Origin of the sequence: Pseudarthrobacter sp. YAF2 (assembly GCF_052113345.1) — a bacterium.
Classification (GTDB): Bacteria; Actinomycetota; Actinomycetes; order Actinomycetales; family Micrococcaceae; genus Arthrobacter.
In genome coordinates this window covers 19065-33014 of sequence record NZ_JBFRDA010000012.1, presented here as the reverse complement: position 1 = coordinate 33014, position 13950 = coordinate 19065, and the positions used below count along the sequence as shown (strand labels likewise).

Sequence of the window (13950 nt, the reverse complement as noted above, 5' to 3'; positions counted from 1 at the left end):
TGTTTCTGTGCCGTTGCTGTGCGCCCGGCGGGCGCTTCCCCACAGGAAACCAGCCACGGCGGAAGGTTCGACGGCGGCACCCACCCCGCCGCCGTCGTCGTCCGTTCCAGCAAAGCCGGGACGGCACACTGGCGCCGGAAAAGCGAGGCGGGGCAGGCCCATTGGAGCCTGCCCCGCCTCTTTGCACCGGCCGATGCCCCTGCACCCGACTTTCGGGGTACCTGTTGCGATGGATACGCAGGATCATCTGCCGGCGGGCTTGTAAAGGAACGCCTCCGGGCCGTCGATGCGGCCTAGAGCGTCCGGGGATCTTCGGCGTACATCTTCAACCTGATGCCCAAGGCGTCCGACATGTGGCGGGCGGCGATCTCCCCCGCGCGCTCGGAGTCGCCGTCCTCGATGGCGGCCAGCAGGTCTGCGTAGTCCGCCAGCACCACCGGCCACCTGCCGGGGTAGGTCAGGGTGGTGAGGGTGTACCGGCGGACCTGCTGGTCCAGGCGTTCCAGCAGTCCGATCAGCGACGGGCTGTGCGTGGCGCGCCACAGCTGGGCGTGGAAGGCGCGGTTGGTTTCCGCGAGCGCCCGGCCGTCACTGGCATCCAGCTGCTGCATCTGCGTCAGCAACCCCATCAGCAGCTGGCGGTCCAGGGCTGTTGCCTTGGCGGCGGCCTTGGCAGCCGCCGCCTGCTCAAGGATGATCCTCGACTCGTAGATGTCGATGATTTCCTCAGCCGAATGCGTGCGGACAACCACAGCTTTTCCGCGCCTCTCGACAAGCCCGTCCTGTTCCAGCCGCTGCAGCGCCTCGCGTACCGGTGTCCGGGAGGCCCCGTACCGCTCGGTGAGCTTGGCCTCCGTGAGTGGCTCATCAGGCGCAAAAACACTGGCGAGAACATCCTCGCGAAGCCGCTGATGGATGGGACTGGCCACTTTTTCCTCTTTTCCGTTGCTGGTCGGTGCGGGCGGGTTGCCTAGGCGAGGGAGCCGGCGCGGCGGCCGAAGACGGCGCCTGCCGCAAGCCCGGAGCCGCCGGGGTAGTTTCCGCTGAACAAACCACCCAGGGCTTCCCCGCAGGCATAGAGCCCTTCAATTGGCTCCGCGTGTTCGGTGAGCACGCGGCCCCAGGTGTCAGTCTTGAGGCCACCGAAGGTGAAGGTGATGCCGCAGGTCACCGGGAAAGCGTAGAACGGGCCGGTGGCGATGCTGCGGGCCCAGTTGCTCTTTGGCGGCTGGGTATCGGCGCGGCGTCCGTCCTTGACGTTGGGGTCAAACGGTGCACCCTCAGTGATCGAATCATTGAAGCTCTGCACCGTCTCCTCAAGTCCCTCAGGGCTGATGCCGGCCTTCTGTGCCAGCTCGGCGAGAGTCGGCGCGGTGACCACCGAAACCCCCGGCATGTCATACTCCTCGGCGCGCAGCATGGGACGGGAGGAAGCGTCAAAGACCTGGAAGGCAGCCGATCCCGGCTGGGCAAGGATGTCGCGGCCGTACCGCGCGTAGGTGTAGTTGCGGTAGTCGGCGCCTTCGTCCACGAACCGCTTGCCCTCAGTGTTCACCACGATGCCCAGCGGGTAACCGCCGCGGGTCAGCTGGTTGGTGAGCTCAAGGTTGCTCTGGTTCTCCGGGTGCCAGGCGTCCCAGGCCACGCTGTGGCAGGTGGACCAATCACCGCCCCTGGCCGCACCGGCGTCCAGGGCAGCGAGGATCATCTCCCCCGTGTTGCCCGGCGTGCCACGTACTTTCGCGTTTTGCCAGCCCTCACCCAGGTGTTGGCGACGCAGTTCAGGTGAGGCTTCAAAACCTCCCGAAGCGAGGATGACCGACTCGGCCCGGAGCTCGCCTTCTTCGGATGAGGTGCGGTAGCGGACCCCGCGTACGCGGCCATCCTCCTGGATCAGTCCGGTGGCTGCGCAGTCATAGATGACCTCCACGCCCATGCGCTCCGCGGCCGCCCGGTGGTCGGCCATGAGCCCCTTGCCGCCGCCCACGTTCCCCACGTGGAGGCCGCCCCAGAACAGATACCCGCTGTCCGGGGTGCGGTACGCCTGGCGCTCGTACATCAGGCGGTATTTGAGTCCCAGGCCCTGAAGCCAGCGCAACGTCGGGTTGCTTTCGCTGACCAGGACCGCGGACAGTTCGGGGTCGTTGCGCCCTTCAGAGACCTTGGACAGATCGGCCAGGTATTCGGCAGGGGTATAGGCGGGGACTTCACTGACGGCGTGCCGCTCGTCAGGCTCCACGAATTCGATGAGCTCCTGGAGCCCGTCATGGGAGATGCGGGTGGCGCCGGCAGTGTAGAAGCTGTTGCCGCCCGATGCGGCTTCCTGGGCCTTTTCCAGCAGGACGACTTTGCGTCCGCGCTCGGCAGCTGCAAGTGCTGCCGCAAATCCGGCGTTACCGCCGCCAACTACCAAAACGTCGCTCTTGATCATCATCAATCTCCTCAGCTCCATCGCTGTACACCATTGTATACATAAGTATGCCGTCGCATGCAATGGGGTTCTGATGCGAGCATTGCGGGGCGGCGGGAGAGGCCCAGGGCCGGTTTTTGTGGCTAACCCAATCGCGGGTTAGTGATTTCCTGGGCGTCGATGTACATCTGGATTCGGATGTTCTTCGCCTCGTCCATGTGGGCGCTGGCGATGCGGCCGGCTTCTTCTGCATTGCGTGCACGGATGGCCACCAGTAGCTCCTCGTGCTCCTTCAACACGCGGTCCCACCGCTCCCTGGTGGACAGCGTGGTGCCGGGGTACCGGATGAAATGCACCAGGATCCGGTCCAGCAGGTCAAGGAGTGCGGCGCTGTGGCTGGCGGCCCAGATCCGCTCATGGAAGGTGCGGTTGGCGGCGGCCAGTTCGGCCGGAGTGGCAGCATCAAAATCAAGGGTGACCATGGCCTGATGAGCGCGGTCGATGAGCATCAGGTCCATATCCGTATGCCGAAGAGCCGCGGTTTTTGCCGCCGCTTCCTCCAGGAAGGTCCGCACTTCGTAGAGGTCCAGCATTTCCTCCGGGCGATACTCCCGGACCTGCATGCGTGAACCGTAGCGCTCCACGAGCCCCTCCGTTTCGAGGCGCCGCAGCGCTTCCCGTATAGGCGTCCTGGAGACGTTGTACTTCTTGGCCAGGGCACTTTCAACAAGCTGGGCACGGGGAGGCAGCTCCTGCGAGATGATGGCGTTCCTGATCATCAGGTAGGGGCTTGTCTCAGGTTGCGACGCCACGGGCGGCCTCCGGTCTTCTTGGAACAAGCGGCAGGACGCGCCGGCGCCATACCTTCAGCCGCAATTCTAACGCACTGCATACCGTTTCGGCGCGCTGTGAACACCGTGCGGATTTCCCGTACATGCCCTGCAGCGGCACGGAACTCCAACCGACCTGTTTGTATTCATAATTCCTGGACTGTTGCTTAAGGTCTACCAACGGTATACCGTTTGTGACCAACACCATACAGCGGAGCACTCACCGGATTCTGGTTTGCTCAGCTTTGAACATTTACCCGGCTGCTGCACACGGTAGCGGAGGGTATTCCAGGAGAACCAATGACGCTTCTATTCAGGGAAGAGCCGCAAGCCGGCACCCTCCCCGTAACCTCGGTGCCGGCCACCCTCGTCCGTGGCGGCACCAGCAAGTGCTGGATATTCCGGGACGAGGACCTTCCATCCGACGCGCTGGAGACGGACCGTCTCCTCATCCGCACCTTCGGCTCGCCGGACCTCCGCCAGATCGACGGAGTGGGTGGCGCTTCGTCAACCACCAGCAAGGCGATCACCGTGGCAGGAACGGACGGGGACGGAACAGTCCAGTACCGGTTCGCCCAGGTGGCCATCGACAAGCCGGCCGTTGAGTGGGCCAGCAACTGCGGCAACTGCGCAACCGCGCTGGGCCTTTACGCGCTCCATGCCGGGCTCGTCGTCCCCACCGGGGAAGTCACCCGGGTACCCATCCTGAACACCGTGACCGGGCTGCGCCTTATTTGCGAGATCCCCACACCAGGGGCCACAGTGCCGGCCTACGGCGGGCGGCGTCTCGACGGGCAGCATTACCCCGGCGTCCCCATCGACGTCATTTTCCAGAAAACCTCATGGTCCAGCTACGGAGCACAGTTCCCCACGGGCAACGCCATCGATGACATCGACGTCGACGGGCAGCGGTACCAGGCGACGCTGATCGACGCAGGCGCCCCGGCTGCGCTCTTTGACGCACAGGCCCTGGGGCTGGACGCGACCGGCAGCGAGGAAGCTTTGCAGGCCCTGGTCCGGATTGCTCCTCAGTTGCGCGCCGCGGCTGCGCGCAGGATGGGCCTGCCGGAGAATCTCAGCTCCATTCCGAAGGTGGGCATCGTGGGGCCCCCGCCGGAAGGAACAACCGGCGTTTCCGCCCGGATGATCTCGATGAGCGCGCTGCACCCCGCCATCGGCCTCACCAGCGCCGTCGCCGTCGCCGCCGCCTCGGGGACAGCCGCCAGCGTGGTGCAACGCAGCATGGTTCCGGCAGCGGAGGCCGGACTCTTTATCCACTTGCTGAACGGCAAGACAACGCTGGCATTGGATGCAGCCGATCCCGCTGAAGTCTCCTTTCAACGCTCGGCCCGAGTGATCAGCGAAAGCACCATCCTGGTGCCCAGTGACTGAAGAAAACCCCTACCGGAAAAACCCAGCCAAGGAATCAGCCATGAAAATCAGCATTCAAAACCTGCAGCTGAAGTACGGAAGCTTCACTGCCATCGAAAACCTCAACCTCGACGTTGAAGACGGCGAGGCACTCGTCCTCCTGGGCCAGTCCGGTTGCGGCAAGACCAGCACAATGCGCTGCATCGCCGGCCTTGAGGAGCCCACCTCGGGGCGGATCATCATCGACGACGTTGTGGTCTTCGATTCGGAAAGAGGCATCAACCTGCCCCCGAACAAGCGCAACGTCGGCATGGTCTTCCAGTCCTACGCCGTATGGCCGCACATGACGGTAGCCCAGAACGTTGCCTATTCGCTCAAGCAGAAGAAGCTTTCCAAGAGCGAGATCGATGAGCGCGTCATGGAGGCCCTCACGCTGGTCGGCCTGGAGCCGTACGCGGACCGCGGGGCCAGCCTGCTCAGCGGCGGCCAGATGCAGCGCGTCGCCCTGGCGCGGAGCCTGGTGATGCGGCCCAGCGTGCTCATGCTCGACGAACCGCTCTCCAACCTTGACGCCCGTCTGCGTGACCGGCTCCGCGTTGAACTGCGTGAGATCCAGCTCCAGTTGGGTCTCACCTGCGTGTACGTCACCCACGACCAGCACGAAGCCTTCGCCCTGGCAGACCGCATTGCCCTGCTCCAGGGCGGGCGGATTGTGCAGATGGGCGCCCCGCAGCACATGTACGAAGCACCCGCCAGCGCCTCGATCGCCCACTTCCTGGGCGTCTCCAACATCATGGACTGCACCCCAGAGGGCACGGCCACCGGATCCACCACCGCACGCATCACCAACAGCGAGCTCACCGTCCAGTCAGCGCAGCAGGCCGGCGATGCCGGCACGTCGCCGAAGGTCTGCATCCGTGCCGAGGACCTGCAGATCACCGCCATGCCCGCCGAACACCCCAACTCGTGGCCGGGAACGGTCCGGGTAGCGGGATTCCAGGGCAACGACATCCGCTACGCGATCCAGCTGGAATCCGGGCCCGAGCTGGACGCGCTGGGCGGACTGCGTCGCGGCGACCAGCACAAGGTGGGGGACCGCGTGTGGGTGACCGTCAACCCCCGCGAAGTCCAGATCCTGCCGGCTGAGGTCCTCGCATGAGCCTCAAGACCACCCAAGCGGCCAGCCGCGCGGAGGCCCGCCCGGCACCAAAGCCAGCGCCCCGGAACTACCGCACTGCCCGTACCCTTTCGGGCCTCCGGAAGAACACGCCAGGCCTGATTGTCCTGGTCATCCTCGGCGTCCTCATCGTCGTCCCCCTTGCCTTGGTTTTGCTCGCCGCTTTCTCGGACAGCGTTCCCCGGCCGGGCAGCATCTCCCTGGGCGGCCTGACGTTGTCCAACCTGGCGCTGCTGGCCACCCCGGAAGCTCTCGGGGCCCTCGTCAACTCGCTCATGGTCGGCGCCGGCTCAGCACTCATCGCCTTGCTGATCGGTGCATTCCTGGCCTTCGTGTGCGCCCGCTCCGATGCGCCGTGGCGGAAGTTCATCTTCTTCATCGGCATGGCGCCGATGTTCATCCCCGCCCTGGTGGGCGCCTTGGCCTGGTCCCTGCTGTGCTCGCCCAGTGCCGGCTACATCAACATCTTCCTCCGCGACCTTGGCATTGATGCAGCCATCAACATCTACAGCCTTCCGGGCCTGGTGTTCGTGCTGGGAATCTTCTATGCCCCGTACGCCTTCCTGCTGCTGCACAGCTCGCTGTCGATGATGAACGCCGACCTCGAAGAGGCAGCAACCGTCCACGGGGCTCCCCTGCGCACCATGCTGCGGACCGTCACGCTGCCCCTGGCCCTGCCGGCCATCCTGGGCTCCGCCGTCCTGGTCTTCGCGCTGACGATGGAAAACTTCCCCGTGGCCCAGGTCATCGGCAACCCGGCCGGCGTGGACACGCTGCCCACCTATATCTACCGCCTGATGAGCGCGACGCCGGCCAAGAGCAACCAGGCGGCCAGCGTCGCCGTGATCCTGACCGTTGCGCTGATGGCCGTGACCCTCATCCAGCAGCGCATCATCAACAAGCGAAAATTCACCACCATGACCGGCAAGGGCAACCGGCCCCGGCAGGTACCGCTGCGCAAGATGCGCTGGCCCTTCACCATCCTGGCCCTGGCCTACTTTGCCGTTTCGGTGGTCCTGCCGATGTTGGCGCTGCTGACCGCTTCGATGCAGGCCACCCCCTTCGTGTCCTCGATGTCGCAGCTGCTTGAAGCGAATTCCCTCAGCTTCGCAAAGCTGATCGAAGTCCTCGGATCCAACGATTTCCAGCTCGCGCTCAAGAACAGCGTCCTGGTGGCCCTGATTGCAGCCTTCGCCGGCACCACCCTCAGCTTCATCGCCTCCTACATCCGCTACCGCACCAAGTCCAAGGTGGGACGCCTGATCGAACTGGTCGCAATGACACCCCTTGCCGTCCCCGCCATCGTCATGGGCATCGGACTGCTCTGGACCTGGCTGCTGCTGCCGCTGCCCATCTACGGCACCCTGGCGATCCTCGCCGTCGCCTGCGTGGCGGTGTTCATGCCGCAGGGCTACCGCGGCGTCTCTGCGTCGATGCTCCAGATGGACCAGGACCTCGAGGACAGCGCCGTCATGCTCGGCGCAGGACGGACCAGGTCCGTCCTGGACGTCACCCTGCCGCTGATGCGCGTGGGCATTATGTCCTCGTTCCTGCTGTTCCTCATGCTTTCCATGCGTGAGCTCAGCGCCTCCATCTTCCTCTTCACCTCGAACACCCGGATCCTGTCCATCCTCGTGTTCGACAACTTCGACAACGGCCAGAGCCAGGCGGCCGCAGCCGTCAGCGTCCTGTACTGCCTCGTCATCGGAATCCTCGCCGTCATCGCCCAAAAAGTCGGCGGCGAACGCAAGACCAAGAACTGACCTCACACCCACCTTTGAAAGGGACACCCACAATGAAGTTAGCGTCCAAACTGCCCGCTTTCACCGCAGCCGGAGTGCTGCTCGCACTCAGCCTGGCCGGGTGCGGAAGCCCCGCCCAGAGTTCCGGCGTCGTCACCGCCTCCGCGGCCGTGAACACCGACGACGGACTGGTGATCAACGGCGAGTCCATCGCGGACAAGGCCACCTACGAGAAGGCAAAAACGCAGACCCTGTCCCTGTACTCCGGCTACACCGACTCGTCCGAAAGCGCACTGGTGGACGCCTTCACCAAGGACACCGGCATTAAGGTCAACGTCGTACGGCTCACCCCGAACAAGCTCTCCGAACGCGTGCTCTCCGAGCAGGGTGCGGGCAAGCTCAGCGCCGACGTCATCCGCACGTCCGACTACCGGATCGCCAAGTCCATGGAGGATGCCAAAGTCTGGAAAGCCTATGACGTCCCCGGCGCCTCGGCCCTCAAGGACGTTTCGGTGGACGGCGGCCAGTTCACCCGCATGTTCAACTCGGTGTACACCCTGGGCTACAACACCCAGCTGGTGAAGGAAGCCGACGCCCCCAAGTCCTGGGCCGATGCGGCGGGCGGCAAGTGGCAAGGCAAGCTGGGCATCGTCCAGGGCGGTTCGGGCGGCAGCACTGCTGCACTCAACAGGTTCATGGAAACCAAGATGGGCGGCGACTACTTCGCCAAATACGCTGCGCAGAAGCCCAAGATCTACGATTCCCTCGGCGCTGAAGCCACGGCCCTGGCCCGCGGCGAAGTGGCCGTGGGCACGGTCACCATCAGCGGCACCAATATCTCGGCTGTCCAGGACAAGGCTCCGGTCAAGTTCATCGTCCCGGAGGAGGGACTCGTCTCCTACGACTACTGCCTGGGCATGACGGGCACCGCCACGAACGTGGAAGCCGCGAAGGTCTTCATGAACTACAACCTTTCCAAGCAGGGCCAGCAGGTCTTCGCGCAGATCGGTGAATACCCGGTCCGCACCGACGTGGCACCTCCCACCATCATGGGCGTGACCCTCCCCGCGGTCGATTCCGGCAAGGTTTACCGCATGCAGAACACCGACGCCGTGACTTTCGGCAAGGACGACCTTGCCAAGTGGAACCAGGTCTTCGGCTACACCAAGTAACTCCGCAATCCCACGCCTGGGGATCCGGCCTCCGCCGGGTCCCCAGGCTCTTTGTTTCACACCACCTTCAGGAGCCCCGTGACCGCTGCCCACGCCGCCGCACTTCCGGCACCCCGGAACACCTCGTCCCTGCTGGTCCTCCAGGACGGCAGGACCATCCTTGAACTCGGCGACACCACCCGCGCCAGCTACGTAGCTTCGGTCCGCAAAAGCCTGCTCTCAATCCTTTTCGGAATCCAGGTGGAAGCCGGCACGGTCAGCCTCGATGCCACGCTCGACGAGCTCGGTATTGATGACCTTGGAGGCTTGCTGCCCATCGAAAGGACGGCGCGGCTCCGTGACCTGTTGACGTCGCGTTCAGGGGTCTATCATCCGCCCTCCAGCCCGGGCAGTGATGAGCACGCTTTCCTCGCGCGCGGCACAAAAACACCTGGGGAGTCTTTCCTGTACAACAACTGGGACTTCAACGCCGCGGGCGCCATATTCCAGAAGATCAGCGGCCTGACCGTCTTCGAAGCGTTTGGAAAATACCTGGCCGGTCCGCTGGGGTTTGAAGACTACGACCCCACGCGCCAGCACATGCTCGGCGACGCCGGAAAGTCTGCTTTCCCGGCCTACCACTTCTTCCTCTCCGCGCGGGACCTGGCAAAGATCGGGCTGCTGATGGCGGCCGGCGGACGGTGGAGAAACCACCAACTCGTGCCCCAGGAGTGGGTCAGGGAAAGCTTGTACCCCCACGTCAGGCGCGCAGACATGGCACCGGCCACAGGTTTTGGCAACTGCGATTACGGCTACCTGTGGTGGTTGCCCAAGGAAGCCGGTCCAGAGTGGGACGGGGCGTTCCTGGCCGCGGGTAACTACGGCCAGTTCCTGCTGGTCTTGCCGGCAATAGGCAGCGTCATCGCGCACCGAGTGTTCGTCAGCGACAGCTTCGCCATTGCCCGCAACAACCGCATCCCGGGCGCCCCGGCGGCACCCCCGGCGCCGGTAACCCACGCCGAGTTCATGGACCTTGCCCACGTGCTGGTTGAGGGTCCCCTTGCCCGGTAGGCGGCAGGGAAGGACACCGCACGACGGCGGGCCCTCCTTTGTCAGGAAGCCGCGCCCTTGGCGATGGAGCGGAACACCTTGGTTGCCTGCTGCGCAGCGGGGCTGAGCCGACGGCTTGCAAGATGGGCGAGGAGGATCCGCCGTTTCGGGGAACCGGCGAGAGGAACGGCTACGACATCGGGGCGCAGAGCGGTCAGCGCAAGCCTGGGAGCCAGGGCGATCCCGATACCGGCCGCCACCATGCCCTGCGTCTCCTGGTAATCGTTGGCTGCGAAGGCGATCCGCGGCTCGAACCCCGCGTCGCGGCATACCCGGCTGAGGACGTCCGCCACGGGGTGCTCGTCGCGCACCACCCATTCCTGGTCGCTCAATGAACCGATGCGGACCGAGCCCAGTTTCGCAATGGGGTGCTCCCGCGGAACCAGCAGCACTGTCGGATCGTTCGTCAGCCGGACCAGGGTCAGGTCAGGATCCTCGATCTGCTGCCAGGGATAGTCCCACAGGAGCGTCAGTTCGATTTCCCGCCGCCGCAGGCGTTCCAGCAGGCCGTCCCGGCGGGCGCTGACCACCGTCACTGCCACCTCCGGATGGCGGGCGCGGAACGCCAGCACAACGTCCGGCATCAGGGATGCTCCGCCGGTGGGAAAGGTTCCCAGGCGCAACTGGCCCCGCCGCAGGCCCGCGAACTCCCCCATCTCGGCACGGGCAGCTTCAACGGTCCTGTCGATGTCGTCGGCGTAGTGCAGCAGGGCGTGCCCCGCTTCGGTCAGGACCACGCCCCGGGGATGGCGCTCGATGAGGACCACGCCCATCTCCTGCTCAAGTTTCGCGATCTGCTGCGAGACCGCCGAGGTGGTGAAGGACAGGGCGGCAGCAGCGGAGGTCAGGGAACCGGAACGGCCCACCTCGCGGAGCACATGGAGCCGGTGAAGATCGAGGATTGCCATGTACTGAGTTTAGCAAAAGTAGATAGTCGTCCATTTATTTGCGATTGTGCTGAAGCCTTCCATCCCGGATCGTAGAAGTACAAGGTGCTGTGAAGTAGAGCACTGCAAGTTACGAGGGAGAAATACAGTGGGACTCAAAGGACATTGGTACCGGGGCGGCACCAGCAAGTGCTGGCTCTTCGATGCCAGGGACGTGGCCCTCCACGCCCCCACCCGCGAGGACATCCCCGCACTGCTGTCCGCCGCTTTCGGCGCAGCGGACGCGCGGCAGCTGGACGGCGTCGGGGGAGGAACGTCCACCACGTCAAAGGCGGCCGTCATCTGGGCAACCCCCGATGCCGAGGCTGACCTTGACTACCTCTTCGCCCAGGTGGGGATCGGTGACCCAACCGTTGAACTCGGCTCCAACTGCGGCAACTGCGCCACCGCCATTGCCCTGTTCGCCGTACAGACGGGCATCGTTGCGGCCCGGGACGGCATGACCAAGGTCCGCATGCGCCACCTCACCTCCGGCGCCGTGCTCAGCGGAACGGTTCCCACTCCCGGCGGACACGTTCCCAAGTCCGGCCTGGCGCGGGTTCCGGGCAGCAGCGCTGCCGGCGTTCCCGTCAGCCTCTCGTTCCACGGCCCCTGGGGCCAGAACACCGGCGCATTCCTGCCCACCGGCAACACGGTGGACCAGCTCAACGTAAACGGCATGACGCTGGGCGCAACGATGGTGGACGCCGGCGCCCCTGCCGTGCTTCTCGCAGCCGACCAGGCCGGCGTCGATCTTTCCTCGATGACGGACAACCTCACCGCGCAGCTGCCCACCCTCATCGCGGCACGGGCATCAGCGGGCCTCATCATGGGGCTGCGGAAGCCTGAGGATCCGCCGCAGAACGCTGTCCCGAAAGTCGGGGTTGTGGCGCCTGCCGGCGACTACATCGCCGCGGACGGGACAACCATCCCTGCGGACAGCCACGACGTACGGGTGCGGATGCTGTCGATGCTCGCGCCCCACCCTGCCATCGGCCTGACGTCAGCCGTGGCAGTTGCCCTTGCCGCCTCGCTGCAGTCATCGGTCGTAGCCAACGCAGCAGGCCCATCACCCTCCACCGGCGCCGGAACTCCCCGCTTACTGCGGGTCGGGACACCCGCCGGCGTCATCACCGCCGAAATCATCTCCGATGAAACCGGCGCCGTCAGCGAAGTGGCCCTGCACCGGGCAGCCCGCCACATCGCCACCGCAGACATCGACGTGGCCCCGGCCGCCGAGCTGTCCGCCTAAAACCCCTTTCTCTTTGCCCCATCATTAAGGGGCCGCACCAACCAGGAAGTTGTTCAATGAAGATCAAATCCATCCTCGGACACCTGTATGTCCAGGTACTCATCGGAGTCGCCCTCGGCGTCGTTGTGGGCGCACTGTGGCCGGACCTCGGCGCATCCCTCAAGCCAATCGGCGACGGTTTCGTGAAACTCGTGAAGTTCATGATCGCTCCGATCGTCTTCTGCACCATCGTGGGGGGCATCACCTCCCTGCGGGACACCAAGAAGGTGGGCCCCACCCTGATCCGCTCGCTCGGCCTCTTCTACGCGCTGACGGCACTCGCCCTGGCCCTGGGCCTGGCCGCGGTGACACTGTTCCAGCCCGGCGCCGGCATGCACATCGATCCCACACACCTGGACTCCTCGGTGGCGCAGAAGTACACCACCCAGCTGCCCAGCAGCAACCCTGTGGACTTCATCCTGAGCATCATCCCCACCACCTTCGTTGGCGCCTTCGCCGACGGTGAGGTCCTGCCCGTGCTGGTCATTGCCCTGCTGTGCGGCTTCGCCTTCAGCAAGCTCGGCGCGCCGGGCCAGCTGGCACTGAACGTGGTCAACAGCTTCAACAAGCTGCTCTTCATCATGTTCGGCTACATCATGAAGGTGGCTCCGCTGGGAGCCTTCGGGGCCATGGCCTTCACGGTGGGGAAGTACGGCGCCCACTCCATCGGAAACCTCGGCATGCTGATCCTTGCCTTCTACGCCGCCTGCATCGTCTTCGTGGTGGTGGGGCTGGGCATCCTGGCCAAGATCACCGGCTTCAGCCTGTGGCAGATCCTGCGCTACTTCAAGGACGAATTCCTGATCGTCCTGGCGACCTCCTCCAGCGAACCGGTCCTGCCGCGCCTGCTCTCCAAGCTCGAACGGATCGGCTGCGACCGCAGCGTCGTGGGACTCGTGGTCCCCACCGGCTACTCCTTCAACCTCACCGGCACAGCCATCTACCTCACCCTCGCCTCCATGTTCATCGCCCAGGCCTGCGACATCCACCTCAACTGGGGCCAGATCCTGCTGATGCTCGGCATGATGCTGCTGACCTCCAAGGGCGCGGCGGGCGTCACCGGAAGTGGTTTCGTGGCCCTGGTTGCCACCCTGACGGTCATGCCCACCCTGCCGGTCGCCGGCGTAGCCCTCATCGTTGGCATCGACCGCTTCATGAGCGAGGCCCGCGCCCTGACCAGCACGGTCTGCAACATCGTCTCCTGCGTGGCCATCGCCAAATGGCAGGGTGAGCTGGACATGGGCAAGCTCCGCTCCGAACTCCAGGCGGGCTTCGTGCCCACCGAGGAAGAAAAGGTGCAGCTGGCCGAGCCGGTCCTGGCGCACTAGCCAACCTGCAGGTCACCGCCCCCAATGTTTGCCCGGGATCCCAGCAGGGGTCCCGGGCTAGCTTTGCCGGCACGGCACGCAAGGGCACACACGGAAGGACAAACAGTGGAAACAAACAGCGAACGCAATGGAGTGCCCCGCCGCCCTCCGCGCGGACAGCCAATACCCAACTGGTGCACGCTCTCCCGTTCAGACGAAGTGGAAATACGCCGGAACGGGCGCCACATCGCGGCCGGCCGGATCGATATGCTTGCCCTCGACGGCACCATGATATGGATCCTCAAAGAGCCCGGGAACGACCGCGAACTCTTCCTGCGCAGCGACGGTGTCACCCTCCATCGGCGGCCGGCGCAGGGAACAACGTGACCGCGGGTCCGCAACCGTGGGGGATGTTTCGCCTTTCTCCACCGATGGCGCCCTGGTAGTCGCCAACGCCCAGGAAGACGACCGGCAGCGGGTCTTCCCACCATCCATCCGAAAGGAATCGAAATGAGTGAACTTCAAACTCAAGAAACAACTGACGATTGCGATACGGGAAATTGCTTCTACTGCTGTAGTCCTGAGACCGACTAAGGCCGGCTACCGCACTAATTGCGGTAGCCGGCCCCATTGAA

At 64.8% G+C, this 13950-nt stretch carries 12 protein-coding genes; 8 read left to right on the top strand and 4 right to left on the bottom strand.

What is annotated here, in order from left to right:
* Nucleotides 1–293: 293 nt before the first annotated feature.
* From AB4Y79_RS13380 to AB4Y79_RS13370, 3 genes are all read right to left on the bottom strand, one after another.
* A complete protein-coding gene (locus AB4Y79_RS13380) occupies nucleotides 294–929 on the bottom strand; it encodes a GntR family transcriptional regulator (protein ID WP_441862565.1) in 636 nt (211 codons plus the stop codon).
* 41 nt (nucleotides 930–970) lie between these two features.
* Nucleotides 971–2434: an FAD-dependent tricarballylate dehydrogenase TcuA gene (gene tcuA / locus AB4Y79_RS13375; RefSeq protein ID WP_441862563.1), complete on the bottom strand. Its 1464-nt coding sequence runs from the start codon at nucleotides 2432–2434 to the stop codon at nucleotides 971–973.
* Nucleotides 2435–2553: 119 nt separating this feature from the next.
* Complete coding sequence (locus AB4Y79_RS13370) at nucleotides 2554–3222, bottom strand: GntR family transcriptional regulator (RefSeq protein ID WP_441862560.1); 669 nt, start codon at nucleotides 3220–3222, stop codon at nucleotides 2554–2556.
* A gap of 318 nt (nucleotides 3223–3540) precedes the next feature.
* Here AB4Y79_RS13370 and AB4Y79_RS13365 point away from each other — a divergent pair, with 318 nt between their 5' ends.
* The 5 genes from AB4Y79_RS13365 to AB4Y79_RS13345 all read left to right on the top strand — a co-directional run bounded on the left by AB4Y79_RS13365 (nucleotide 3541) and on the right by AB4Y79_RS13345 (nucleotide 9752).
* A complete protein-coding gene (locus AB4Y79_RS13365) occupies nucleotides 3541–4632 on the top strand; it encodes a PrpF domain-containing protein (RefSeq protein ID WP_441862557.1) in 1092 nt (363 codons plus the stop codon).
* Nucleotides 4633–4672: 40 nt separating this feature from the next.
* A complete protein-coding gene (locus tag AB4Y79_RS13360) occupies nucleotides 4673–5770 on the top strand; it encodes an ABC transporter ATP-binding protein (RefSeq protein WP_441862554.1) in 1098 nt (365 codons plus the stop codon).
* Nucleotides 5767–7551: an ABC transporter permease gene (locus tag AB4Y79_RS13355; RefSeq protein WP_441862551.1), complete on the top strand. Its 1785-nt coding sequence runs from the start codon at nucleotides 5767–5769 to the stop codon at nucleotides 7549–7551. The genes AB4Y79_RS13360 and AB4Y79_RS13355 overlap by 4 nt, the downstream gene beginning before the upstream one ends.
* A 32-nt stretch (nucleotides 7552–7583) precedes the next feature.
* Complete coding sequence (locus AB4Y79_RS13350; RefSeq protein ID WP_441862548.1) at nucleotides 7584–8702, top strand: ABC transporter substrate-binding protein; 1119 nt, start codon at nucleotides 7584–7586, stop codon at nucleotides 8700–8702.
* Nucleotides 8703–8780: 78 nt separating this feature from the next.
* Nucleotides 8781–9752 (top strand): serine hydrolase domain-containing protein, encoded by a 972-nt coding sequence (locus tag AB4Y79_RS13345; RefSeq protein WP_441862545.1) that lies wholly within the window; start codon nucleotides 8781–8783, stop codon nucleotides 9750–9752.
* Nucleotides 9753–9793: 41 nt separating this feature from the next.
* Here the strand turns inward: AB4Y79_RS13345 and AB4Y79_RS13340 are convergent, their stop codons facing one another.
* A complete protein-coding gene (locus AB4Y79_RS13340; protein ID WP_441862542.1) occupies nucleotides 9794–10699 on the bottom strand; it encodes a LysR family transcriptional regulator in 906 nt (301 codons plus the stop codon).
* A 127-nt stretch (nucleotides 10700–10826) separates the two neighbouring features.
* Here AB4Y79_RS13340 and AB4Y79_RS13335 point away from each other — a divergent pair, with 127 nt between their 5' ends.
* The 3 genes from AB4Y79_RS13335 to AB4Y79_RS13325 all read left to right on the top strand — a co-directional run bounded on the left by AB4Y79_RS13335 (nucleotide 10827) and on the right by AB4Y79_RS13325 (nucleotide 13702).
* Complete coding sequence (locus AB4Y79_RS13335) at nucleotides 10827–11969, top strand: PrpF domain-containing protein (RefSeq protein ID WP_441862539.1); 1143 nt, start codon at nucleotides 10827–10829, stop codon at nucleotides 11967–11969.
* Between the two features lie 56 nt (nucleotides 11970–12025).
* Complete coding sequence (dctA, locus tag AB4Y79_RS13330; RefSeq protein WP_441862536.1) at nucleotides 12026–13336, top strand: C4-dicarboxylate transporter DctA; 1311 nt, start codon at nucleotides 12026–12028, stop codon at nucleotides 13334–13336.
* A gap of 105 nt (nucleotides 13337–13441) precedes the next feature.
* On the top strand, nucleotides 13442–13702 hold the full coding sequence (locus AB4Y79_RS13325) for a hypothetical protein (protein WP_441862792.1): 261 nt from the start codon (nucleotides 13442–13444) through the stop codon (nucleotides 13700–13702).
* Nucleotides 13703–13950: the final 248 nt, after the last annotated feature.